Origin of the sequence: Flavobacterium myungsuense (assembly GCF_042677265.1) — a bacterium.
Classification (GTDB): Bacteria; Bacteroidota; Bacteroidia; order Flavobacteriales; family Flavobacteriaceae; genus Flavobacterium; species Flavobacterium myungsuense.
The window spans coordinates 171,817-198,474 of sequence record NZ_JBHTIZ010000005.1; the positions used below are offsets into that span (position 1 = coordinate 171,817).

The window sequence follows — 26,658 nt, forward strand, 5'->3', positions numbered from 1 at the left end:
CGTAATTGTTTGTTGTTTGTTTGCTTTGTTTTAGCCTTGAGTAGTAATGCACAAGACAAAAACAAAGCGATTCCTTTAAAAATTATCTTTCAAACTATTGAAAAACAACATCATGTGATATTTAATTTTATAGATAGTGAAATTAATACCATTAGTATTTTAGCTCCTAAAAGCAATTTATCATTAAATGAAAAAATAAAATATCTACAAAAGAAAACCAACCTCTCTTTTGACAACATAGACAATGAATTTATCACTGTTTTTTATAAAAAAAAACCTGAATTAATAAAAGTTTGTGGCTATGTTTTTAGTAAAAACGAAAAAATTCCAATTGAAAATGCAAATATTCATTTTAACAATGGGTATAATACTATAACCGATAAAAATGGCTATTTTGAACTACAAAAACAGAATTCAAATGAAATTGTAATTAGTTACATTGGCTATACAACACAAAAAATAATTTTCAAAGACATTCAAGATAAAAATTGTATAACTCTTTTTTTAGAGCAAGAAATAGCAACATTAGCTGATATTACAACCAATCATTATTTAACATCAGGAATTGTCAAAACTACAGATGGCACTTTTGAAATGAAACCTAAAAAACTCGGAATTTTACCAGGTTTAATTGAAGCAGATGTGTTACAAGCTATGCAACAAATACCTGGGATAAATAGTGCCGATGAAAGTGTTGCCAGTATTAATGTTAGAGGCGGTACACACGATCAAAATTTATTTTTATGGAATGGAATAAAAATGTATCAAACTGGACATTTTTTTGGCTTAATATCAGCTTTTAATCCAAATTTAGCGCATACCGTATCTATTTATAAAAACGGAAGCTCCGCATTTTATGGCGAAAGTGTTTCTAGTGTTGTTGACATATCGTCTAACCCAAATGATTTTGAAAAAAACAGCTTTAGTGCAGCTATAAATATGATAAACGCCGATATCTATTCTAAGTTTAAAATTAATACTAAAGGATTTATAGAAATTTCAGCACGTAGATCCATAACAGATTTAGTTCAGACTCCTACTTATCAAGAATATTTTAATAAAGCATTTCAAAATACTAACATCATTAATAATTCTAATTCAATAAATACTAATTATTCTGATGATAGCTCTTTCTTTTTTTATGATACAACGCTCAAATATTCACAAAAAATAGGACAAAAAAATCATCTTATATTTGATTTTATTGTTATAAATGATAAGATAAATATATTCCAATCTAATTTATTAAATAAGTTAATTCAATCTGAGAAAAACACTTTGTATCAAAACAACATTGGAGGAAATCTTTCTTGGAAAAGATTTTGGAATAAAACTAACAGTAGTATTTTAAATGTATATTCATCATCTTATGAGCTCGATGCACAGCAAAATAAAATTGAAACAAATCAGAATGTAAAACAAGAGAATGAGGTTTTAGATATTGGCATTAAAATTGAAAATTTGCATAAAATAAGTTCTAAATTTAGTTTCAAGAATGGGTATCAATTTAATGAAATCAGCACTATAAATCTAGATGTTGTAAATAATCCCCAATTTTATAGAAAAACGAAAAATGTGCTACGAAGTCACGCAATTATCGTTGAAGGAAAATTTAATGATTCTATTTCCAAAATACGAATTAATTCAGGATTACGATTGAACTATATTGAGCAATTTAATACTTATATTTTTGAACCGAGATTGCAATTTAATTACGGAATTACAAATAATATTAATCTAGAAATTTTAGGTGAATATAAAAGTCAAAACTCCTTTCAAGTAATTGATTTACAAAAAGATTATTTTGGAATTGAAAAAAGAAGATGGATTTTAGCCAATAGCACTTCAATTCCTATTCAGAAAAGCAAACAAGTAGCAGTAAGCTTTTCCTATACAAAGAATAATTGGTTATTGAGTATCGAGAATTTTTATAAAAAAGTAACAGGAATTAACAGTTCTGGGCAAGGGTTTCAAAATCAATTGGAATTTATAAAAATTAATGGCGAATATACCGTAATAGGAACCGAAATAGTTTTACAAAAGAAAGTAAATCACTTTATCTCCTGGATAAGTTATACTTATAATGATAATAATTATTATTTTCCAAAATTTGAAGTACCCGTTTTTTCAAATAATTTCGAACTCGATCATGCGGTATCATGGGCAGGAATCTATGAAAAAGAGAATTTAAAATTGGCTTTAGGTTCAAAATGGTATTCAGGAAGACCAGGAACTTCAATTCAATCGGATGTTTTAGACATTTCAAATCCTATTATAGACTATAACTTACCTAATAACAATCATTTAAACTCTTTTCTTCAAGTTAATTTTTCGACAACTTATAAATGGAAAGACAGTAAAGAAACCCAATACAGAATAGGTTTTTCAGTTTTAAATTTATTGAACAAACAAAATGAAATAAACGAATTTTATAGAGTAAATACTGAACAAAATACTACTGAAAAAGTGAAAACATTCGCCCTACAAAGAACACCAAATGTAAGTTTTAGAGTCAATTTTTAAAATTACATTCTCTCAGGGACTTCAATCCCTAATAATGAAAATGCTGAACGTATCGTATCGCTCACTTTTTTAGAGAGTTGCACTCTAAATGTTTTTTTGATACTATCTTCTTCTCCTAATATAGAAACCGTTTGGTAAAACGAGTTGTACTCCTTTACTAAATCATACGTATAATTGGCAATTAATGCTGGGCTATGATTTTGGGCAGCGTTTTGAATTATCTCAGGATATAATTCTAATTGTTTGATTAATTCTTTCTCTTTTTGATGCAATACTAGATCATCAATGATAACTTCTAAATCAAAATCGGCTTTTCGAAGAATAGATTGGATTCTAGCATAGGTATATTGAATAAAAGGCCCTGTATTTCCAGCAAAATCAACAGATTCTTCAGGATTAAAAAGGATTCTCTTTTTAGGATCGACTTTTAAAATGTAATATTTTAGTGCGCCAAGACCAATAATTGTGTATAATTTTGCTTTTTCTTCGTCAGAATAGCCTTCCAATTTACCAAGTTCCTCAGACAATTCTTTTGCCGTTTGAACCATATCTTCCATTAAATCGTCGGCATCAACGACAGTTCCTTCACGTGATTTCATTTTTCCTGATGGTAAATCGACCATTCCGTAGGAAAGATGGAATAAGTTTTTAGACCAATCAAATCCTAGCTTTTTCAAAATTAAAAACAACACTTTAAAGTGATAATCCTGTTCGTTTCCTACTGTATAGACCATTCCTCCAACATCGGGAAAATCTTTTACTCGTTGAATTGCTGTGCCAATATCTTGTGTCATATAAACCGCTGTTCCGTCTGAACGAAGGACAATTTTTCTATCTAAACCGTCTTCTGTTAAATCAATCCAAACTGAACCATCCGGATCTTTTTCGAAAACGCCTTTCTCTAGACCAATTTGTACGACATCTTTTCCTAATAAATAGGTATCACTTTCGTAATAATAGGTATCAAAATCTACACCCAGGTTTTTATAAGTGATAGCAAAACCATCATATACCCATTGATTCATGGTTTTCCAGAGTTGCACTACTTTTTCATCACCAGCTTCCCAATCTAGAAGCATTTTTTGAGCTTCTATAATAATAGGCGCTTGTTTTTTAGCCTCATCTTCAGTTTTTCCTTCTAAAATTAATTGATTGATTTGATCTTTATATGCTTTATCAAATGCAACATAATATTTACCTACTAACTTATCGCCTTTTAAACCAGAACTTTGAGGAGTTTCTCCGTTTCCAAATTTTTGCCAAGCTAACATCGATTTGCAAATATGAATTCCTCTATCATTAATAATTTGGGTTTTATAAACTTTTTTTCCAGAGGCTTTAATTATTGCTGCAACTGAATACCCTAAAAGATTATTTCTAACATGACCTAAATGCAGTGGTTTATTAGTATTAGGCGATGAATATTCAACCATAACTGCCTTATCATTTTGATTAGGAGTTACAAATCCATACTGCAAGTCTTGTTTTATTTCATTAAAAAATTTTAAATAATACTTATCTGAAATTACAATATTCAAAAAACCAGAAACAACATTAAAATGCACTACTTCACTAGTATTTTCTACTAAATAATTTCCTAATTTATTTCCTATTTCAACTGGATTACTCTTGATTTGTTTTAAAAGTGGAAACAAAACCATAGTGATATCGCCTTCAAATTCTTTACGTGTAGATTGAAATTCTATATTTTCTATGCTCACATCAAATAAAGAAGCGATCGCATTTTGTATATGTGGAAAAAGAATTTTTGATAATGACATTGTAGTTAAATTATGATTTTTAAGTCTGCAAATGTAAACATATATAAAGCAATCTAAAAATAGAATTTGGTTCTTAAAATAATCTCAAATGCCTTTTGGCTATTAATACTATTTTACTATTCTCTTTTTATAGTAATTGTCATTGATAAAAGCATTATATGAAATTATATTTTTGTAAGTTTTTTACACGTAATTTATTAAATATTATGCATTTCATCGATTATATTTGCATTTTGACGATAAAATTAAAATATTTGTCAAGTCAAAAAAACAGTACTAGAATTAAATTTAAGTTATTATGAAAAAAATAATACTCTTCTTCCTCTTAGTGATTAGTGGAAATTGTTTTTCACAAGCAATTACTGTTAATACTGACACTTATACTGTGCCACAATTAGTAAATACAGTATTAATTAACTCTTCATGTGTTTCTGCGTCGAATATATCATCAAGTACTGGTACAAATTTTGGATCTTTTAACGGGATAGGATATTTTACTAATACTAATCCAAAATTTCCAATGAAATCTGGAGTAATTCTAAGTACTGGTGCTGTAACTAGTGCTGTAGGTCCCAATAAATCTGAATTAAATGAAGGAGCTGTAAATTGGCCGGGAGATTCTGATTTAGAAAATACATTAATACAATCAGGTATTTCAATGAAATCAACTAATGCAACAGTTTTAGAATTTGATTTCACACCACTATCTCCCGCTTTTAGTTTTCAATTCCTTTTTGCTTCGGAAGAATATGGAAATTTTCAATGTCAGTTTTCTGATGCATTTGCCTTTTTATTAACTGATATGAGTACTGGAATTACTACAAACCTAGCAGTAGTTCCAAATACAAACCAGCCTATATCGGTTATCACTATAAGAGATTACTTATACAACTCTTCTTGTCCGTCAGCAAATGTGGAATATTTTGGAAGTTTTAATGGAGATTCTGCTGCTAACGGATCTGCAACTAACTTTAATGGACAAACCAAATTATTAAATGCGTCAGCACTATTAAAACCGAATACCCCATATCATATTAAGTTAGTTATTGCAGACCGAACCGATGCAGGGTCAGATTCAGCCATATTTATTGCTTCTGATACATTTAATATAGGGCAAGATGTTTTAGGGCAAGATTTAACAATTGCTAACAAATCTGCAATTTGCTTTGGAGACACTAAAACTATAAATACAAATCTTAGCCCATTAGAATACAATTTCAAATGGACAAGAAACGGAACTGTAATTCCTGGAAAAACCACAGAATCATTAACTGTTGATAGAGGCGGAGTTTACGGAGTTACTTATGAAAAAAAATCGAAAAGTTGCGAAGCAATAACTGATTTAGTTACTGTTGAATTTTATCCACAAATTGTAACTAGAAACCCTGTTAATTTAGTTAAATGCGATACAGGGGCTGCAACTTACTTATATGATTTATCTTTAAATACTGGAACTATTAAAACAGGATTAAATCCATTAACAGAAGTTAGTTATCACAAAAGCATTTCTGATGCAACTTCTTCTTTAGATGCATTACCATCAATTTATAATGGTACACCTGGTGAAACTGTATTTGTAAGAATTAAAAATCATAATAATCCTTGTTTTATTGTAAAATCGTTTAGATTATTAACAAGTCCTGCTCCTAGTGCAAAACAACCAGATGACATGTATGAATGTGCTCGAGAAATTGGTTCAAATAGAGCAATTTTTAGACTCAATAAACAAAATATTTACATACTAAACGGACAGTCGACAACTTTATACAAAGTAAACTACTATTTTTCTCAGGAAAATGCAAATAAAGAAGTTAATCCTATCAATTTTAATCAAGAAATATTAGTAGATAATACAACAATTTATGCTAGAGTAGATAATGTAAACGACAACACATGCTATACTTCTACAAGTTTTAAAGTATTTGTAAAAGATTTACCATCAGTAGATAAACTAGAAAATGTAATAGCATGTACAAGTTATACTTTACCAACATTAATTAATGGAGATTACTATTCTGGAACGAATGGAAGTGGAACAAAGCTAACAGCTGGAGACGTTGTATCTGAAACAAAAACTATAAACATTTATAACAAACCTGACCCTCTAGGTTGTTCTTCTTCTAGCAGCTTTAAAATTACAATTATCGATGCCAATACTGATGTCCCTAAAAGTGGAACATATTGCGGAAACTATAATTTACCAACCATAACTTATGGTAATTATTATACTGAACCTAATGGAAAAGGAACTAAAATTGCATTCGGAACATCCATTACTAAAACTCAAACTATTTACTTTTACTATAAAACAACTAAAGAACCATTTTGTGAATTAGATGTTAATTTCACTGTTACTATAGTTCCAATCCTAGAAGTAGTTAAATTTGAAAATGTTTTTGATTGCGTTTCATATACCCTGCCAGCTATATCAGTTGGAAACTATTACACTCAACCAAATGGAACTGGATCAAGATTGAGAGCAGGAACGGTGATAACAACTTCACAAAGAATATATGTTTTTGCAACATCTGGTTCGCCTCATTACTGTAATTCTGAAAGTTCATTTGAAATTGTTATTGGTATTGATTTTCCTAGTGAAATAGCACAATGCGGAAGCTATAAACTACCCTCTTTACCTATTGGAAAATATTATTTAGAACCCGCTGGAAAAGGAAATAGTATTCCTGCAGGGACACTAATTTCTGAGGACAAGAAAATTTATGTTTTTGTACCAAGTAGTAGCTCTACAAATTGTACCGATAACTTTAGTTTTACTGTTAGTATTGGCCAACCAAAAATTGATGTTTTAGAGGATATTGTTGCTTGTGAGAGCTATACTCTTCCAATTCTAACAAGTGGCACTTATTATTCAGGATCAAATGAAACTGGCACAATTCTCAATGCTGGTGATGTAATAACTACCACCAAAACTATCTATATTTTTAAGAGATCAACAGCAGTTTGTAGCAATGAGTCTAGTTTTAAAGTCACAATAAATTCAAAACCGCGAATTGATTCTAGATCAGACATAGATATTTGTAATTTTTACGAATTAACGCCTCTTTCTCATGGTGATTATTACACTGGCTCTGGAGGTACAGGTACTAAACTCAATGCAGGAACTAAAATAACTAGTACTCAAACAGTTTATATATACGCAACAGACCCACTAACAAAATGTTCAGATGAAAATAGTTTTAAACTTAACATTTTTTCTATTGAAGCAGATGCTCCTAAAGACGTTTCTTCATGCGATAGTTATACACTTCCCGCTTTAAAAATTGGAAATTATTATTCAAAACCAGGTGGACCAAATGGTGGTGAAGGAACGTTTATGAAAGCTGGTGATATTATTTTAACAACTCAAACTATATATGTTTATACTGAATCTGGAGAAAGAATTAATTGTACTGATGAGAATGTATTTGTTGTAACTATAAATAAAACTCCTAAAGTAGTAGCAATACCTGATGTTTCCACTTGTAATTCTTACATGCTTCCTGAATTAAGCATTGGCCATTACTTTACAGGTCTTAACGGAACTGGTACCATTTTAAAAGAACGGGATGTGTTAAAAACCAATCAAACCATATATATGTATGCAGAAACTGCAACTACACCTAATTGTTTTGACGAAAAAAGTTTTAAAGCAACTATTTTTAATGTAGACGAGTTGTCTAATATAACAACTTGTGAGAACTATATATTGCCTGATTTAAATGTTGGTGCCTATTATAGTGGTCCTTCTGGAACAGGATTGCGTCTCGCTATTGGAGAATTAATAACCAATTCTAGAACAATATACATTTATGCCCCATCTCCATTTAATCCAGTATGTTATGGTGAAAGTTCATTTGTTGTAACCATCATACCTAAACCAGTAGCTTATCCTGTGCCTAACGGATTAACCACTGTTTGTGATGAAGATGGTGAGAATGATGGAATAACTAATTTTGATTTAACAAAACTAAATACCACAGTATTAGGAACTCAAAAAACAACTGAATTCTCTGTAAAATATTATGCTACTCCTGAAGATGCAGCTGCAGAAAGAAATGGTTTAACTGAAACTAACCTAACGTTAGTTTATGCAAGAGTAAATAATTCTTTAGCTAAAAGCTGCTACGATTTAAGAAACATTTCGATTACTGTCATTAAAGCACCTATCCCTTATCCTAAAGGAGGAATAGTTTGTATAGATAGTAAAACAAATTCACTGTTAAAATCATATACAATTCCTAGTGGTTTAGACAATATAAATCATACTTTTAAATGGCTTGATGCATCAGGCAAAATCGTTGGTACAGATAGTACTTATGAAGCTAAATTACCTGGCAATTATACTTTAATTACAACTAGTAAAAAAACGGGATGTTCTTCATTTCCTATTGTATTAGAAGTTTCACCTTCTGAAGCAGCTAAAGTTTCCTACACTGTTTCAGAAGATTTTTCAGACAATCAAAATATAACTATTGATGCTCAAGGAGTAGGTGGATTTTATGAATACCAACTGAATTTTGGTTCATTTCAAGAGGAACCTATTTTTGAAAATGTGGCTACCGGCATACACACAGTTACTGTAACAGATAAAAATGGTTGTGGAAATACAACTATTCAAGTTCTAACTGTTAACTATCCTAAATACTTCACCCCAAATGGAGATGGTGTAAATGACACTTGGAATATTGCTTCCTTAAATGGACAATCTGATGCAATAATAAAAATATTTGATCGCTATGGTAAAATGATTAGAGAAATTAAACCTAGTGACTCCGGATGGGACGGAACCTTTTCAGGTCAAAACATGCCTTCTAGTGATTATTGGTTTACTATATTTTATAAAAAAGATAGTAATGCTAAAGAATTTAAATCTCATTTTGCATTGAAAAGATAATTCTGATTTTTATATATTATTAAAATAAACTGAATAACTAAAAACTGATTTTTATGTTTAAAATTTGAAATTTTAATTTTGCTTGAAATGATATTAAAACTTATATCACTTGGCTATTCCGTATTAAAATAAAATAAAAAATTCAAATGTCGACATCATTATTTGTAAGAATTTTATAATATATAAATTAAAAATCATGTAGTTTATCGATTAAATTTGCATTTAAGCGGAGGTATTGAAATATTTGTCAAACAAAAACAGACATTAATTTAAATCAAGCCATCGTGAAAAAATTAAAACATCTCCTATTCTTAGTAATTAGTGTAAATTGTTTTTCACAAGCAATTACGGTTAATACTAGCACTTATACTGTTCCAGAATTAGTAAATACTGTACTAATTAATTCCCCTTGTGTTTCTGCAACAAATGTGTCATCAACTACGGGTGCAAATTTTGGATCTTCTAACGGGATAGGATATTTTACTAATACCAATCCAAAATTCCCAATGAAATCTGGGGTAGTTTTAAGTACTGGTGCTGTTACTAGTGCTATTGGTCCAAATAAATCTGAATTAAATGAAGGAGCTGCAAATTGGCCTGGAGATTCTGATTTAGAAAAAATATTATTTCAATCTGGAATAAAAATGAATTCTGTAAATGCAACAGTTATTGAATTTGATTTTACACCAATATCTCCCAATTTTAGTTTTGAATTCCTTTTTGCCTCCGAAGAATATGGAAATTTTCAATGTCAGTTTTCTGACGCATTTGCCTTTTTGTTAACCGATATGAGCACAGGAATTACTACAAACCTAGCATTAGTTCCAAAAACAAACCAGCCTATATCGGTTGTTACCATAAGGGATTACTTATACAACTCTTCTTGTCCGTCAGCAAATGTGGAATATTTTGGAAGTTTTAATGGTGATTCTGCAGCAAATGATTCTGCAACGAACTTTAATGGACAAACAAAATTACTAAATGCTTCTGCTCTATTAAAAACAAATACTCCTTATCATATTAAATTGGTTATTGCAGATAGAACTGATTCAGGATCTGATTCAGCTATATTTATTGCTTCTGATACTTTCAATATAGGGCAAGATGTTTTAGGACAAGATTTAACAATTGCTAACAATACTGCTATATGCTTCAATGGTAGCCATACATTAACAACAAATCTTAGTCCAACAGATTACACCTTTAAATGGAGTAGAAATGGAGTCATCATTCCTGGAGCTACTAATGAAAATTTAGTAGTTACTAAAACAGGCACATACGGTGTAACTTATGAAAAAATATCAAGCTCTTGCCTACCCACGACTGACTTTATAAATGTTGAATATTTTATGCAATTAGTAACCAAAGACCCCATAAATCTTTACAAATGCGATACTGAAGCAAGTTCGTACCTATATGATTTATCTATAAATACTGATGTCGTTAGATCTGGATTAATAAACCCTTCTACAGACGTTGACTACTATATCTCTTTGGCAGATGCTAATTCTGACACTAATAAATTACCATTAAATTATACAGGCACTGTAGGACAAACTATTTATGTCAGAATAAGAAATCGCAATAATGCTTGTTATGATGTTATTAAGTCATTTCAATTGTTAGTTACAAAACCTCCTGTTGCAAATCAACCTGAAGATTTTGTTAAATGTTCTACTTCTTCAACAATTACTACAAGTGTTTTTAGATTAGCTGATCAAAATAAACACATCTTAAATGGTCAATCTGATTCAACGAATGAAATTACATATCACATGTCTTTATTGAATGCTAACAACAATACTAACGCATTAAACAGAAATTCGTATGTAGGATCTAATGATACAGTAATCTATGCAAGAGTTCAAAACAAATTTGACAACAGTTGTTATAGCATTACCAGTTTTAAATTAATTGTTAATCAGTCTCCATTAGTAGATAAACTATTAGATGTTACTGCTTGTACTAGTTATATTTTGCAACCACTAACTAATGGAAATTATTTCTTAGTAGATTCATTTGGTATGAAATCCACTCCTGTTTTTGAGGGAGATAGTATTGATAAAACGCAAACTATTATTATATTCAATCAACCAGGCGGCCCTGATACTTGTTTTTCTTCATCATTTTTTAAAATTACAATAATTGATGAAACCGATTTACCAAAAAGTAATAACTACTGTGATTCTTATATATTGAAAAAAATGCCATTTGGTGATTATTATAGCGAACCCCATGGAAAGGAGAATTCCAAATTGACAATCGGAACAAAGATAACTGAAACAAAAAAACTATATTTCTATTATAAAACTCTAACTGAACCTTTTTGTGAAATAGATATTGACTTTACTGTTACAATTACTCCAATACAAAATGTTGGTACCTTTAAAAATGTATTTGACTGTGATTCATACACATTACCCCCTTTATCCGCAGGAAATTATTATACAGAACTATCAGGAGGTGGAACAAAATTAGAGGCTGGAACTATTTTGACCAATTCACAAAAAGTATATGTGTTCTCTACTTCAGGTTCTCCTTATTATTGTAATTCTGAAGCTTCATTCAAAGTTATTATAGGAATAGAAACTCCAGGAGATATAGTGCAATGTGGTAGCTATACCCTGCCTGAGTTAGCCATTGGAAAATATTATACGGGACCAGCTGGAACTGGAACAGAATTAGAAGAAGAATCCTTAATTAACGAATCGACAACAATATATATATACGTACAAAATGCGAAAACACCTAATTGTACCGATTTTACAAACTTTAAATTGAATATTGGGCAACCAAAAATTGATATCCTTAATAATGTAACCGCATGTGAAAGCTTTACACTCCCAAATCTAATAAATGAAGGGAAATTTTATACCGGACCTAATGAAACTGGAAGATTGTTAAATGCGGGTGATGTGATTACTTCAACACAAACTATTTATATTTTTAACCGTTCTGGACTTTCTTGTAGCAATCAATCTAGTTTTAAAGTTACTGTTAATCAAAAACCTAGGATAGACTCCAGATCAGATATTGATATTTGTAATTTTTATGAATTGACTCCACTAAAAATAGGAGACTATTATACAGGGCCTGGCGGTACAGGAACTAAACTTACCGCAGGAACGAAAATAACTAGCACGCAAACAATTTATATATTCGCAACAGACCCACTAACAAAATGTTCAGACGAGAATAGTTTTAAACTTAATATTTTCTCTATTGAAGCAGATGCGCCAGAAGATGTTAACGCCTGTGATAGTTATACTTTACCAGCCCTAAAAAACGGAAATTATTATTCGCAGCCAAATGGCCCAAATGGTGGTGAAGGAACTTTTATGAATGCAGGTGATGTAATAACTAAAACTCAAACCATTTATGTCTATGTAGAATCTGGAGAAAGAATTAATTGTACTGATGAAAATGTATTTGTTGTTACAATTAATAAAACTCCAAAAGTAGTTGCTGTACCTGATGTTTACACTTGTAATTCTTTCATGTTTCCTGAATTAAGCATTGGAAATTATTTTACAGAGCCTAACGGTACTGGTACCATGTTAAATGAAGATGATGTGATAACTTCGAGTCAAAAGATATACATGTATGCACAAACTACAACTACACCTAATTGCTATGACGAGAAAAGTTTCTACATAAATGTATTCAATGTAGATCATTTATCTAATGTAACGGTTTGTGAAAATTATAGATTACCTGAGTTAAAGGTTGGTGCTTATTACAGTGGTCCTTCTGGAACTGGTTTACGTCTTGCTATTAATGAATTAATAACCAATTCTAGAACAATATACATTTATGCCCCATCTCCATTTAATCCAGTATGTTATGGTGAAAGTTCATTTGTTGTAACCATCATACCTAAACCAGTAGCTTATCCTGTGCCTAACGGATTAACCACTGTTTGTGATGAAGATGGTGAAAATGATGGAATAACTAATTTTGATTTAACAAAACTAAATACCACAGTATTAGGAAATCAAAAAACAACTGAATTTTCTGTAAAATATTATGCTAATCCTGAAGATGCAGCTACAGAAAGAAATGATTTAAATGAAACTAACCTACCGCTAGTTTATGCAAGAGTAAATAATTCTTTAGCAAATAGCTGCTACGATTTAAGAAACATTTCGATTACTGTCATTAAAGCACCTATCCCTTATCCTAAAGGAGGAATAGTTTGTATAGATAGTAAAACAAATTCACTGTTAAAATCATATATAATTCCTAGTGGTTTAGACAATATAAATCATACTTTTAAATGGCTTGATGCATCAGGCAAAATCGTTGGTACAGATAGTACTTATGAAGCTAAATTACCTGGCAATTATACTTTAATTGCAACTAGTAAAAAAACGGGATGTTCTTCATTTCCTATTGTATTAGAAGTTTCACCATCTGAAGCAGCTAAAGTTTCCTACACTGTTTCAGAAGATTTTTCAGACAATCAAAATATAAGTATTGATGCTCAAGGAGTAGGAGGATTTTATGAATACCAACTTAATTTTGGTTCCTTTCAAGAGGAACCTGTTTTTGAAAATGTGGCTACTGGCATACACACAGTTACTGTAACAGATAAAAATGGTTGTGGAAATACAACTATTCAAGTTCTAACTGTTAATTATCCTAAATACTTCACCCCTAATGGAGACGGAGTTAATGACACCTGGAATATTTCATCCTTAAGCGGACAATCTGATGCTGTTATAAGAATATTTGATCGCTATGGTAAAATAATTAAAGAAATTAAACCTAGTGACTCCGGATGGGACGGAACCTTTTCTGGTCAAAACATGCCTTCTACTGATTATTGGTTTACTATATTTTATGAAAAGGATGGTAATGTTACAGAATTTAAATCCCATTTTGCGATGAAAAGATAATTGTGTTTTATTTTAATGTTTTGTTTGAATTAGTAAAGAAAAACCCGAAGATGACTTCGGGTTTTTTGATATCTAAAACATTTAAACTACCATCTAATTATTGCACTTGCCCATGTAAATCCGCTTCCGAAAGCTGCTAAAACCAACAAATCACCGGATTTAATTTTACCCAACTCCCACGCTTCAGTCAACGCTATTGGTATAGAAGCGGCCGTAGTATTGCCATACTTTTGAATATTATTAAAAACTTGATCGTCATTCAATCCGAACTTCTTTTGTATAAACTGTGAAATCCTTAAGTTGGCTTGATGTGGAATTAACATATCTATATCTGAAACATTTAAATTATTGGCCTGTAACCCTTCATTAATTACTTCACTAAAACGAACTACCGCATTTTTAAATACAAATTGACCATTCATATAAGGAAAATAACTTTCGTCATCTGGATTATTCTCAGCAAGAATATCAGATACCCAACGCCCCCCCATTCCTGGTGCTAAAACAGCTAACTCTTTTGCGTGCTCTCCTTCAGAATGCAAATGCGTAGACAGCACTCCTTTAGTACTATCTTCCTCTCTGCTAATTACTGCTGCTCCTGCTCCATCTCCAAAAATAACTGATACGCTTCGACCTCGATTGGTCATATCTAACCCCAGAGATTGTAATTCTGAACCAACAATCAATATGTTTTTATACATTCCAGTTTTTATGTATTGATCGGCAACTGACAAGGCGTATACAAAACCTGAACATTGATTACGAATATCTAATGCTCCAATTGTATTAAGACCCAACTCTTTTTGAAGTGCCACGCCAGGTCCTGGAAAATAATAATCAGGCGAAATTGTTGCAAAAACAATAAAATCGATATCTTCTTTTGCAACTCCTGAACGTTCAATTGCAATTTGTGCTGCTTTTACTCCCATAGTAGTTGTGGTTTCTCCACTTCCTTTTAGGACATGTCTTCGCTCTTTTATACCTGTTCGTTCCTGAATCCACTCGTCATTGGTATCCATAATCTTTGATAAATCATCATTTGTAACAATATTTTCGGGAACAAAGTAACCAAGACCTGATATTTTTGAATGGTACATCATACTGTTTTATTATTTTGTTAGAATTTAAAGGATAAATTATTGGAATCTATATAATATACATCTCACAATATAGTATTTTTCTAGATATCGACAAAATTAAAAGCTATTTGACAAACTTTACAGACTGCCTACCTGTATCATTATGAAGATTTAGAATATAAACCCCTTTAGGATAGGGAAAGTCGAAAGTATAATTCATCGTTTCTGCTCTTTTGATTTCATCTTTTTGAAGCATTTTTATAAATCGTCCACTTTCATCATACAATTCAATAACTATATGATCAATTTTATCAAAAATTACCGTAAGATTCAATTTATCCTTAATTGGGTTTGGTTGAACAAATGTAATTAAAGCCTTTCTATTGCTTTCTGAAAATTTGGGAGTTGCTAAATTAGTATCGCTTAATTTATAAATTGTTGTTCCTGAAGCATATGCTAACTGATCATTAATGATAAATATTCTATTTAAATTACTGCCTACTCCTATTTCACTCCATGTATTTCCCCCATCAATAGTTTCTAAAAAGGGCATACTTGTTACTGCCTCAGTATATCCACCCATCCATCCGTGATTTTCATTTACAAACCCAACAGCCTGAATACTAGTATACGGTAGTTCTTTACTAATCCAAGAAATACCATTATCTGTTGATTTAACAAGTTTTCCCTTAAGAGGAGCTACAGATTCAACTGCTCCAAAAACAATATTTGAATTTGATGGTAATAGTTCTAATTTCCATACATACTCTCCAGGAATTGTAGTATTAAAAACTTCTTCCCAAGTCATTCCTCCATCTGTTGTTTTTAAAATTACTCCTCCTTTATCATTTTTACCAGCTACAAAACCTACATTTTCATCCTGAAATAAAATTTCTACGAGTGCATTTGCATATGTACTCATATCTATATATTGCCAGGTTTCGCCACTGTCAATAGATTTAATAATGTAAGCTGGCGAAAAATAAGCTCCACAACCATAAATAGTTGATGTCCCAACAGCATCTAATCCACAAATCGCAGGTGGGTTTGTTGAAAAACTAGTAACTTTTGTCCAATTGGTTCCTCCATCTACTGTCTTTAGAAAAACACCATTAAGTGTTCCGACAAAACCTATATTTTCATTAAGAAATTCTATATTTCTGAAATAATAATTCTCAGGTAATGCTGTAGTTAGTTCTGATAGTTGGTTTATCCATGTGTCACCACCATCAGTAGTTTTATAAACCGCCGCATTAGAGCCATTTAATGCCCACCCTAAATCATTATTTAGAAAAAAAACATCATCAAAACGTTGATTATTTCCGTTAGAAACTATAGAGTTCAATGGTCTCCACTGCAATTGGGCTGTCAAGGAAATAGAGCAAAGTAATAGTAAAAAAAAGGCCTTTCTCAACTGTAAATATTTTTACCAAAATTATACTATTTCTGTATAATTTTAATATTGGGTAATAAATAAAATAAATAATATACCTAAAAAATCAAATTTTTAAGGCTAAAGAAACCGATTCTCCTGCTTGATATTCTATTAAACTTTCAAAATAGATTTGTTTTTTTTCGAAAAAAGCTTCAACTAAATAACCATTTCCTTTAAAATAACAATTTTGAATTACAACCTTAAAATTAGATTTTTCAACAACTTCTAAATGATGAGGGTAAAGTAATATCGGTGATTCATTCTTAAATATATTAACAGGAATTTCATTCACTTCATCAAAAAGCGAAGCAGTATATTTATTCTTTAGATGCTCATAAACAGATTTAGTATGTCCTTTTTCAATAAGTCTTCCATCTTGTAATACAATAGTCTCATCGGCAAAAGCCAAAACATCCTTGCTGTCATGAGTAGCTACTATACATGTAATTTGTTTTTCTTTTAGGTAACAAAAAATATTCCTTCTCAAAGTGTTTTTCCTAAAGGTATCTATTTGACTGAAAGGCTCGTCTAGTAATAATACTTTAGGGTCTAAAGCTAAAACTTTCGCAAGAGCAACTCTTTGTTGCTGTCCGCCACTTAAAAATTTAGCTTTAACTTTAGCAAATGCTGTCATTTCGACCATTTCTAATAATTCTTTAACACGCTTTGCCTTTTTATCTTTATATATATTTGATAAAAATTTACCAACGTTTTCCTCAACTGTAATAAAAGGCATTAAATCAAAATCTTGTGCAAGGTATTTTATATATTCTTCACCAGGAATTAAATTGAATTTTGGTCCAAATATTTGTTTGCTATCATAAAATATTTGACCATCATTTAAATCATATAAGCCATAAATTAATTTTAAAAGGGTACTTTTTCCGCAACCGCTTTCACCAATTAATGCAATGTTTTGTCCTTTATCTATGGTAAAACTAACATCTTTAAGTACCAAAGCACCATCATAGGAAAAGGAAATATTCTTTACAATTAGCATAATTAAGATATAAATCTAAAAATTAAATTTCAAATTTAGATAAAGAATTACATTTCCCCACACTCATTTAGCTAAATTATATAGGCTTATAATAATTGTAAAAATAAAAAATGCTAATCTGTAGTATGCATTTATAAAATCAATTTCATAAAAAAAGTAATCGTTAAAAGAAATCTTAATTTAAATCAACATATTGCTCAAATAAAATGTATTTAATAAGAATTCTGAATTTATTACAAGTGCATTATTTTTTGAATATTTCTAAGGATTATTGATTTTTACGACTATTTTTTTTGATTTATTCAATTTAAATTTTAAAAACAAATTTAAAAAAAGGAAAAATTACCTATACATTGCCTTAACATTATGGTCTTTTTCATGTACATGTTAAATTTACAAAAACTTCAATTACATCGAAATAGTTGTATTATCTAGGGATTTATTCATTTTAAATTTATTTTAAGACTGTATAGTTTTTGTATACTCTCTTTGATAACATTTTTACACTTCATGATTTAAATTTGAGATACAAAAAAATATACTAAACAATAACAACAATGTCAGCAACAATTTTTTTTCATCTTAAAACTTTTGTACGAAATAAGAAAACAAAAAAAACACATAATTTTATCGAATATTTAACTTTCTTTTTCCTCTTAATTTTAGTTTCATCTAATTTGTATTCTCAAAATCTTATTACAAATGGAGATTTTGAAAGAGGTACGGTTGGATTCATTACCAATAGTGTTGCGTACAAATTAATCACACCTCCTTTTTCAGGTTCTACTGCTCCGGGCGAATATGCAATTACAAACGACCCTAAACCTTTAAATACCGCTAATTTTATTTCTATCGGCGATCATACATCCGGAACAGGAAATATGATGATTATTGACGGAACTACAACAACTGGAAATCGTCGGTTTTGGATTGCTGGGAGCACAGGAGATGGAATTTGCGGACTAAAGGTTGGCGATACTTACACTTTTAGTTATTGGATAAAATCTATATCAACCACTGTTACAAATAATGATACACAAGCAAGAATCGTAACTTTTTTTGGAGGTGCTTCAGATATATCTCCTGTCGCAACAACTTCAATTGCTCCTCTTCCTGCTATTGATTGGCAAAAAGTTGAGTATACATTCAAAGCTACCAGTGCTTGTGTGAACATTGAGTTGTTTAATACCAATTTAAATCCAGTCGGAAATGATTTTGCTATTGACGACCTCGTTTTAACAGGCCCTCCTGTTTTATTATCTATCAATACCTCATTTACTAATCCTCTTTGCCCAAATTCAAGTGACGGAACCATTACCGCCACAGGAGCTGGAGGTAGCTTCCCTTATACGAAATATACTTTGTCAGGCGCATCAGATGCGACAAGTTTGACGGGGTTATTTACCGGATTAGCTCCAGGCATTTATGAAGTTTCAGTAACTGACAATAGTAATACTGAATCCACAAAAACTAGAATTATTTTAACTCCTCCTTCTGATTTAATTGTAGGCCAATCAAAAACAATTTGTTCTGGCAATTCAACAGAATTAAGTGTTAGCGGCAGCACTGCTACTTATACTTGGACTGCAATACCAGCTGATATCACTTTAACAAATCCAAATAGTACAAATCCAACTGTAAAGCCAACACAAACCACTACTTACACAGTAACTTCTAATCCAATCAGTCCAAACTCTATTTCTCTATTAACTAACGGAGATTTTTCTGAAGGAAATACGGGTTTCATTAACGATTATGCATATATATTAAATCCAGGAAATGGAGGTACTCAAAGAGCTTATGGAATTGTTACTTCTGCAAAAAATTGGTTTTCTCCTTTTGCTGATTGTAGAGACAAAACCACTGGAACTGAAAATATGATAGTTTTTGATGGTTCTACTGCTAATTCTGGGAATGATAAAGCTTGGGAACAAACCGTTCCAGTAGTTCCAAATCAAAATTATACTTTTAGTTATTGGGTACAATCTGTAGTATCGGTTAATCCTGCAAAAATTGAGGTTACAGTTAATGGAGCATCTATAGGAATTGCTAATGCACCAAGCTCAACTTGTAATTGGGTTCAGTATTCCTATATCTGGAATTCAGGAAACAGTACCAATGCAACTATAACTATGTATGACAGAGTCTTTATATCTAACGGAAATGATTTTGCTTTAGATGATTTGTCATTTAAAATTAATTCAACCTGTAACTTATCAAAACAAGTTACTATAACTGTTGATCAACCCATTACCCCTAGTTTTACCCAGCCTTCTCCAGTTTGTTTGGGCACAATTATTCCTGCATTACCTTTAACTTCAACTAATGGAATAAATGGCACTTGGACTCCTGATATAGATAATACAAAAACCATTGAATACACTTTTACTCCCACTTTAGGAATATGTGCAAGTAATACTAAACTAACCATATCTATTACATCTTCAATAACTCCAACATTCAATGCTGTAAATGCTATATGTGCTGGAGCTTCACTAGCAGCTTTGCCTATAACTTCTACTAATGGGATAACGGGAGCTTGGTTGCCTCCATTAGACAATACAAAAACTACTGAATATACTTTTACACCAACTTCTGGAAATTGTAGCACTGAAACTAAATTAACAGTTGACGTTAATCCAAACATAACTCCAACTTTTAATCCTATTGCTGAAATTTGTTCTGGAGATGCACTTTCTCCATTACCAACATCTTCATTAAACGGAATATCAGGCACTTGGCTACCTGCTTTAAACAACACCTTAACTACCGATTATAAATTTACCCCTTCTTTAGGACAATGTGCTACTATAAAAGATTTAACAATTACAGTTAATAACCCTTCTGTTTCAATTACTGCTGGTTGTATTACTACAAATTATACTTTAGAAGCTATTCCAACCGAAAACAATGTAACTTATTCTTGGTATAAAGATAATGTAATAGTCAATAATCAAAGCGCTAATAAGCTAGTTGTAAAAGATTTAGGCTCTTATAAAGTAGTTATCAATAGTGATGGTTGTAATGCCGAAGCTATTGAAAATGTTACTGTATTAAATTGTAATACTCCTATTATACCAAAAGGAGTTTCTCCTAATAATGATAATTTGAATGACACTTTTGATTTAAGCGATTTCAATGTATCCAAACTTGAAATATTTAACCGATATGGCATTAAAGTATACAGCAAATCGAATTATACAAACGAATGGACTGGAACATCAGATGCTGGACAAGAGCTTCCTGACGCCACTTACTATTATGTTGTTGAGTTTGAAGATAGAGACACAAAAACAGGCTGGGTTTATTTAAACAGACAAAATTAATAGCAAAAGAATAGACTCAATAAATAATATACCATGAAGAAAATACATATCATAACCCTATTAATATTATTCGCTTTTACCGATATACAAGCGCAACAAGACCCTCACTATACCCAATACATGTACAACATGAACATTATAAATCCGGCATATGCGGGATCAAAAGAGAATCTTTCTTTTGGATTATTATATAGAAAACAATGGGTAGAAATAGAAGATGCTCCAACCACCGTTACCCTTTCAGGATCTATGCCTGTGGGTAAAAACGTAGGTGTTGGTTTGTCTATTATTTCTGATAAAATAGGGCCAGTAGAAGAAAATAATGTTTACGGAGACTTCTCCTACACTCTAAATTTAGGAGGCGAGCGTCGCTTGGCTTTAGGATTAAAAGCAGGAGCTACTTTCCATAAAGTAGGTCTTTTATCTCAAGTAGCCGGAAATGTACCTGATTTAGGCGATCCAGCTTTCTCTTCAAACATTGATAAAACCTACTTGAATATTGGTTCGGGATTGTTCTATTACACTAACAAATATTACATCGCTTTTTCGGTGCCAAACATGTTAAAATCAAAACATTTAGACATTACAAGAAACGGTCAAGATGTTAATTTTGGCACAGAAGCCCTGCACTATTTCTTAACAGGAGGATATGTTTTTGATATTAATCCGAATTTAAAATTCAAACCCTTTGCTATGATAAAATCGGCGTTTAACGCTCCCGTATCAGTCGATGCTTCTACGAACTTTATGTTTTATGACAAATTTGAAATTGGTGCTACCTATAGGTTACAAGACAGTTTTGGCGCAATGGTCAATTATGCCATATCTCCAAATCTAAGAATTGGATATGCCTACGATCATATTGTTTCCGATTTGAACATAACAACCCCATCATCACACGAAATTATTTTGTTATTTGATTTGAATTTCCCTAAAAAAGTGTCTCAATCACCAAGATATTTCTAACCTAAAGCAAACCAATACAATGAAAAATATATACCTATTAGTAAGTTTTGTGATTGCAACGACTCTTTGCGCACAAAACACAGCCACCAAAAAAGCTGATAAACTATTCAATCGTTACCAATATGTTGCTGCCGCAGAAGAATACCTAAAAGTAGTAGACAAAGGTAAAGCAGATGGCTATGTTTACAAGCAATTAGCCGACACTTACTTTAACATCTTTAATACTGCCGAAGCTACCAAATGGTATGCCAAAGCTACAGAAACGACACAAGATGCTGAGACCTATTACCGCTATGCGCAAATGCTAAAAGCCAACGGCAAGTATGATGAAGCCAATAAGCAAATGAAAAAGTTTGCAACTATGGTACCAAATGACCAACGTGCCCAAAGCTTTCAGCAAAATCCAAATTATATTACAGCTTTGCAAAACAAAGAAAAAACATTTGATGTAAAAGCATTAGAAATCAATAGCGACAAATCTGACTTCGGAGCCTTTTTATCTACTAACGAGCTTTATTTTACAAGCGCAAGAAACGCTTCAAGAAAAGAATACGGATGGAATAAAGAACCGTTTTTAGACATCTACAAAGCCGATTACAATTCAGATGGAACCATTACCAATGCAGCGGTAGTAAACGAGTTAAACTCTAAATTTCATGACGGACCTGTAACTGTAACCGCTGATGGGAATACCCTATATTTTTCGAGTGACAGTTTTAGAGAATCGGCATCACAAAAAGACAAAGCCAACAACCTTAAACTAGGAAGAAACAATTTGTATAAAGCCACGAAAGAAGGTGGTAAATGGGGAGCAATCACAGCATTGCCATTCAATAGTAAAACTTATTCTACAAGCAATCCGAGTGTAAGCAAAGACGGAAAAACACTTTATTTTTCTTCAGATATGCCAGGAAGCATAGGAGGTGTAGACATTTGGAAAATAGCTGTAAATGCTGATGGCAGTTATGGAAAACCAGAAAATCTAGGCAACAAAGTAAACACTGAAGGAACAGAAAGTTTCCCTTTTATAGCCGACGACAATACCACACTGTATTTTGCTTCTAGCGGAAAACCAGGTTTAGGAGGTTTAGATATTTTTCAAGCGGATCTAGCGAAAGGAACCGAAGCAAACAATCTTGGCAAACCGGTAAATACTGAAAAAGATGATTTTGCTTTTACCTTCAACAAAGACAAAAAAATTGGATTTTTGTCAAGTAATCGAAACGGCACCGACGACCTTTTTGGAGCTACTCCAATTTGCACCGTGCAACTTTTGGCTATGGTGACCGATGCAAAGACAAACAACATCATAACCAATGCTACTGTTACTCTTGTAGACGATAAAAACAAAGTAGTTACAACTGCTTCTTCAAACCAAGAAGGCGAAGTAACCTTTAGTCTTGATTGTGACAAAGACTATGCTGTTCAAGCCTCAAAAGAAGGGTATGAGAGCAATACATTTGCTGTAGAAAAAACGAACGAACCGCAAACTATAGTAAACATTTTACTACAACCTATAGAAGCTATTGTAACAGAAAATGAAGTGCTATTGCAACCTATTTATTTTGAGTATGATAAAGCCAATATCACCGAAGCAGCAGCAACAGAGTTAGACAAATTGGTAGCGGTAATGAAAAGCAACGAAAAGCTAATCATACTAGCTAAATCGCACACTGATTATAGAGGAAGTGATGCCTACAACCTATCCTTATCAGACAAAAGAGCAAAAGCAANTGTAGAAAAAACGAACGAACCGCAAACTATAGTAAACATTTTACTACAACCTATAGAAGCTATTGTAACAGAAAATGAAGTGCTATTGCAACCTATTTATTTTGAGTATGATAAAGCCAATATCACCGAAGCAGCAGCAACAGAGTTAGACAAATTGGTAGCGGTAATGAAAAGCAACGAAAAGCTAATCATACTAGCTAAATCGCACACTGATTATAGAGGAAGTGATGCCTACAACCTATCCTTATCAGACAAAAGAGCAAAAGCAACCGTGCAATACGTAATCTCTAAAGGAATTGCAGCAAAAAGAATCACTGGAAAAGGGTATGGAAAAACAGAGCCTAAAGTAGATTGCAAAGATACTTGTACCGATGAGCAACATGCACAAAATAGAAGATCGGAATTTTTGATTGTGAAGTAAGAATTTATTTATATAATTACAAACCGAGTCGAAACGACTCGGTTTTTTATTTGGTAATGGTATAAATCGTAATAAAATTAGTATTTGAAATGGAAAATTGAATATGGTTCCAGAAGTGCATCAATAAAAATAAAAAAATAAAAAAAATGAAATTATATACCCTTTTTTTACTTTGTAGTTTATCAATTAAAGCTCAAAACGTTAAAATCGATTCAACTAATTATTTTGATTTTTATGATGAAACTGCACATTATAAAAACTCTGAGGTTAAATCTTTTTCTTTATCAGAAACAATGATAATAGACATAGTTAGAGATGAGATGAAAAAATTGGGATTTAAATGGATTAGTACCTTTAGAATTATAAAAATCGAAGAAGGCAAATATGTTACTTCTACATGTTATTCTGACAAATCAAATTGTGGTTTTTTATTTGAGTATATTTATGAAACAACACATAGTCAAGAAGATAGAAATTTAAAAAGTTTAAATAAAAAATATTCTGGTTATGATTACGGAGAGAAGATAGTTTCTTTAGATGGCAGTTATAAATTTGTCAATATTAAAGAGATTCCTAAAAACCTGTGTATTCTTAAAATGAATGATTATTGGTATCAAGAAAGTACAAATTAAGAAAAGAGTAAAAAATTAGTTTCTAAAGAATTTATTATAGAGTTGTTAAGGCAGGATGTTCGTTCTTTTTTAATTAAATATGAACCTTAATAATTTAACTCACTCAACGAAACATTCACTTCAATGCTCCGCAAACGTCTCTGACTTTGCGGAAATTTTTTGAGTACAAATGGCTCGAATATTACAAACCAAATCTCATTAATGATAGTCAAGGTATTTTTTACTATAGTACAGTAGCAACCAAATAAAGTCAACCAAAAAAAATGTTCATTATTACCTAATACTTTTAAAATACGACCTATTTCGTTATATAATGAAATTATAATTCAATACTTTTTGTGAGTGAATTTTTATTTTTATAAATTCACTCACAAACTTGTGAGCAAAAAAAATTTTTTAGAGAAACGCTCACAACTTTGTGAGTAAAATAAGTATTTTTAAAAAACGCTCACAAAATAAAACGACTTAATTACTGACATTAAATGGCATAATTGATTTAAATTCGAAGATAATGAAACCATTTTTCATAAAAAAAGAGGTTATTAAGCCTCTTTCCTAAATTTATTTATGCTTACCTTAATTTACGATAATATTATCTATTTGCATGGTACTGGTTAAACCCGTTAATCCGCTTCCTACATATTCAAAAATGAAAAATCCATTACCGGTAATTCCTGCAGGTATATTGTAATTTCCACTATTAGTAAAAGTTGTTGGATAACCAGATGAAAGACCTGGTGAAACTGTGAAATTAGAGGTAATATCTATTAATGTTGCATCAGTAATATTTGTTCCTGGCACATAATCTATTGAATAATAAACTTTTAAAACATTACCATTTGTAAATCCTGATTTTGATTGGAATGAAAAAGTATTTGCAGCAGTCATGTCAACAGGAATAAAAAACAAAGAACGATTTGCTTCAGCAGTTCCACCAAATGATGTCATTTGTATGTATTTATTAGCAGGAGTTCCAAAGGTCTTGTTTTCCCAATATCTAGTCCCTACAACAGGATCATTAATATATTTTGGAAAAGTTCTATTTGCTGGAGATGTAGTTCCGTAACTTTCGAAATTTTCTGTAAAACTTCCTGAATAAGTAATAGCGTTTCCAACAATCGGACCAGCAAAATCAATAGATAATAAAGGGTCAATTAATTGAATATCATTTTCAGTTCTTACCATAAACTGATAATCACTTCTAAATTTAGTAAGAACACCTCTAATTTTACCATTTTTATTCGGTACAAGTTTGCTAGCAAAAACAGCAAATGAACTCACTCTCAAAATAATAGTGTTACCAAATTCATCTGTAATGTTGTGATTAGTAGCTCCGCCTAAATCATTCAAAGAAGCATCATAATATTTTTTTCCGAAAGATTCACTTTTAAATTGAACATTATCAAACTCAATTAATTTGTTTAAATAAGAATCGTCTTTTGCTTGAGCTATTGTAATTTTATTTACAAAAGCATCTTCATTTACTTTAGTACAAGACGAAGTAATGATTTTTTGGTAATCAACACCAGAAATTCTACCTACTTCGTCATCCTTATCATTTGCAGGAGTATTATTGTCGTATAAAGAGCCAATAATCGTTGATTCGAAATCAGTTACATAGTAGCGGTCTTTCATGTTTATAAAAACTTTTCTTCCTGGTTCGTATTTTGTATACAAATTGTAGGCGTCTACTGGAACACTAAAACCAATTTTGCCATCAGTTGAAACTAATGAAATGGATTTAAAAAAGTTCCCTCCTTCATCGCTAGAAGTGACATATGCCTCTATTACATCAGTATTTTCATATTTTTTGTATGTAACATCAGACTGGTCAGTAATTTCTTTTACTTGTTTTGTTACTGTTAAATCAGAACAAGATAAATCAGGGGCACTATATTCATCACTATTGATACAACTAGATAGTGATGCAAGAATAGTTAGAGTTAAAAATAGTTGTAATTTTTTCATA

The 26,658-nt window shown here is 31.3% G+C and carries 12 protein-coding genes; 7 read left to right on the forward strand and 5 right to left on the reverse strand.

Annotation, left to right across the window (positions count from 1 at the left end):
- Window positions 1–9: 9 nt before the first annotated feature.
- Window positions 10–2,523, forward strand: a complete 2,514-nt coding sequence (locus ACFQ0S_RS01265; protein WP_379755199.1) for a TonB-dependent receptor — start codon at window positions 10–12, stop codon at window positions 2,521–2,523.
- Between the two features lie 2 nt (window positions 2,524–2,525).
- Here ACFQ0S_RS01265 and argS read toward each other — a convergent pair whose 3' ends face one another.
- Window positions 2,526–4,304 carry an arginine--tRNA ligase gene (gene argS / locus ACFQ0S_RS01270; protein WP_379755196.1) on the reverse strand — a complete coding sequence of 593 codons (1,779 nt, stop codon included), beginning with the start codon at window positions 4,302–4,304 and terminating at the stop codon, window positions 2,526–2,528.
- A gap of 298 nt (window positions 4,305–4,602) precedes the next feature.
- On the opposite strand from argS, the gene ACFQ0S_RS01275 reads away from it, so the two are divergent.
- Both ACFQ0S_RS01275 and ACFQ0S_RS01280 read left to right on the forward strand, forming a co-directional pair.
- Complete coding sequence (locus tag ACFQ0S_RS01275; RefSeq protein WP_379755192.1) at window positions 4,603–9,198, forward strand: T9SS type B sorting domain-containing protein; 4,596 nt, start codon at window positions 4,603–4,605, stop codon at window positions 9,196–9,198.
- A gap of 284 nt (window positions 9,199–9,482) precedes the next feature.
- Entirely contained in the window at window positions 9,483–14,096 is a 4,614-nt protein-coding gene (locus ACFQ0S_RS01280; RefSeq protein WP_379755189.1) for a choice-of-anchor L domain-containing protein, read from the forward strand.
- Window positions 14,097–14,182: 86 nt separating this feature from the next.
- On the opposite strand, the gene ACFQ0S_RS01285 is transcribed toward ACFQ0S_RS01280, so the two are convergent.
- The 3 genes from ACFQ0S_RS01285 to ACFQ0S_RS01295 form a co-directional block, all read right to left on the reverse strand.
- Window positions 14,183–15,193, reverse strand: a complete 1,011-nt coding sequence (locus ACFQ0S_RS01285; RefSeq protein ID WP_379755651.1) for a 3-oxoacyl-ACP synthase III family protein — start codon at window positions 15,191–15,193, stop codon at window positions 14,183–14,185.
- A gap of 106 nt (window positions 15,194–15,299) precedes the next feature.
- Window positions 15,300–16,589: a YCF48-related protein gene (locus ACFQ0S_RS01290; protein ID WP_379755185.1), complete on the reverse strand. Its 1,290-nt coding sequence runs from the start codon at window positions 16,587–16,589 to the stop codon at window positions 15,300–15,302.
- A gap of 85 nt (window positions 16,590–16,674) precedes the next feature.
- Window positions 16,675–17,610, reverse strand: a complete 936-nt coding sequence (locus ACFQ0S_RS01295; RefSeq protein ID WP_379755182.1) for an ABC transporter ATP-binding protein — start codon at window positions 17,608–17,610, stop codon at window positions 16,675–16,677.
- A 557-nt stretch (window positions 17,611–18,167) separates the two neighbouring features.
- On the opposite strand from ACFQ0S_RS01295, the gene ACFQ0S_RS01300 reads away from it, so the two are divergent.
- The 4 genes from ACFQ0S_RS01300 to ACFQ0S_RS01315 all read left to right on the forward strand — a co-directional run bounded on the left by ACFQ0S_RS01300 (window position 18,168) and on the right by ACFQ0S_RS01315 (window position 24,689).
- Window positions 18,168–20,936, forward strand: coding sequence for a gliding motility-associated C-terminal domain-containing protein (locus ACFQ0S_RS01300; RefSeq protein WP_379755179.1), 2,769 nt, complete (start codon window positions 18,168–18,170; stop codon window positions 20,934–20,936).
- Between the two features lie 33 nt (window positions 20,937–20,969).
- Window positions 20,970–21,902 (forward strand): PorP/SprF family type IX secretion system membrane protein, encoded by a 933-nt coding sequence (locus ACFQ0S_RS01305; RefSeq protein WP_379819039.1) that lies wholly within the window; start codon window positions 20,970–20,972, stop codon window positions 21,900–21,902.
- 1,279 nt (window positions 21,903–23,181) lie between these two features.
- Window positions 23,182–24,057: an OmpA family protein gene (locus tag ACFQ0S_RS13445; RefSeq protein WP_449267402.1), complete on the forward strand. Its 876-nt coding sequence runs from the start codon at window positions 23,182–23,184 to the stop codon at window positions 24,055–24,057.
- Window positions 24,058–24,203: 146 nt separating this feature from the next.
- Window positions 24,204–24,689 carry a hypothetical protein gene (locus ACFQ0S_RS01315; RefSeq protein WP_379752407.1) on the forward strand — a complete coding sequence of 162 codons (486 nt, stop codon included), beginning with the start codon at window positions 24,204–24,206 and terminating at the stop codon, window positions 24,687–24,689.
- Between the two features lie 576 nt (window positions 24,690–25,265).
- Here the strand turns inward: ACFQ0S_RS01315 and ACFQ0S_RS01320 are convergent.
- A complete protein-coding gene (locus ACFQ0S_RS01320; protein WP_379752409.1) occupies window positions 25,266–26,657 on the reverse strand; it encodes a DUF5689 domain-containing protein in 1,392 nt (463 codons plus the stop codon).
- Between the last annotated feature and the right edge of the window lies 1 nt (window position 26,658).

Bases quoted from the DNA above. Each gene is read 5' to 3' on its own strand.
- ACFQ0S_RS01315 (WP_379752407.1), top strand. From the start codon at position 24,204: ATGAAATTATATACCCTTTTTTTACTTTGTAGTTTATCAATTAAAGCT.
- argS (WP_379755196.1), bottom strand. From the start codon at position 4,304: ATGTCATTATCAAAAATTCTTTTTCCACATATACAAAATGCGATCGCT.
- ACFQ0S_RS01275 (WP_379755192.1), top strand. From the start codon at position 4,603: ATGAAAAAAATAATACTCTTCTTCCTCTTAGTGATTAGTGGAAATTGT.
- ACFQ0S_RS01295 (WP_379755182.1), bottom strand. From the start codon at position 17,610: ATGCTAATTGTAAAGAATATTTCCTTTTCCTATGATGGTGCTTTGGTA.
- ACFQ0S_RS01300 (WP_379755179.1), top strand. From the start codon at position 18,168: ATGTCAGCAACAATTTTTTTTCATCTTAAAACTTTTGTACGAAATAAG.
- ACFQ0S_RS01305 (WP_379819039.1), top strand. From the start codon at position 20,970: ATGAAGAAAATACATATCATAACCCTATTAATATTATTCGCTTTTACC.
- ACFQ0S_RS01285 (WP_379755651.1), bottom strand. From the start codon at position 15,193: ATGTACCATTCAAAAATATCAGGTCTTGGTTACTTTGTTCCCGAAAAT.
- ACFQ0S_RS01320 (WP_379752409.1), bottom strand. From the start codon at position 26,657: ATGAAAAAATTACAACTATTTTTAACTCTAACTATTCTTGCATCACTA.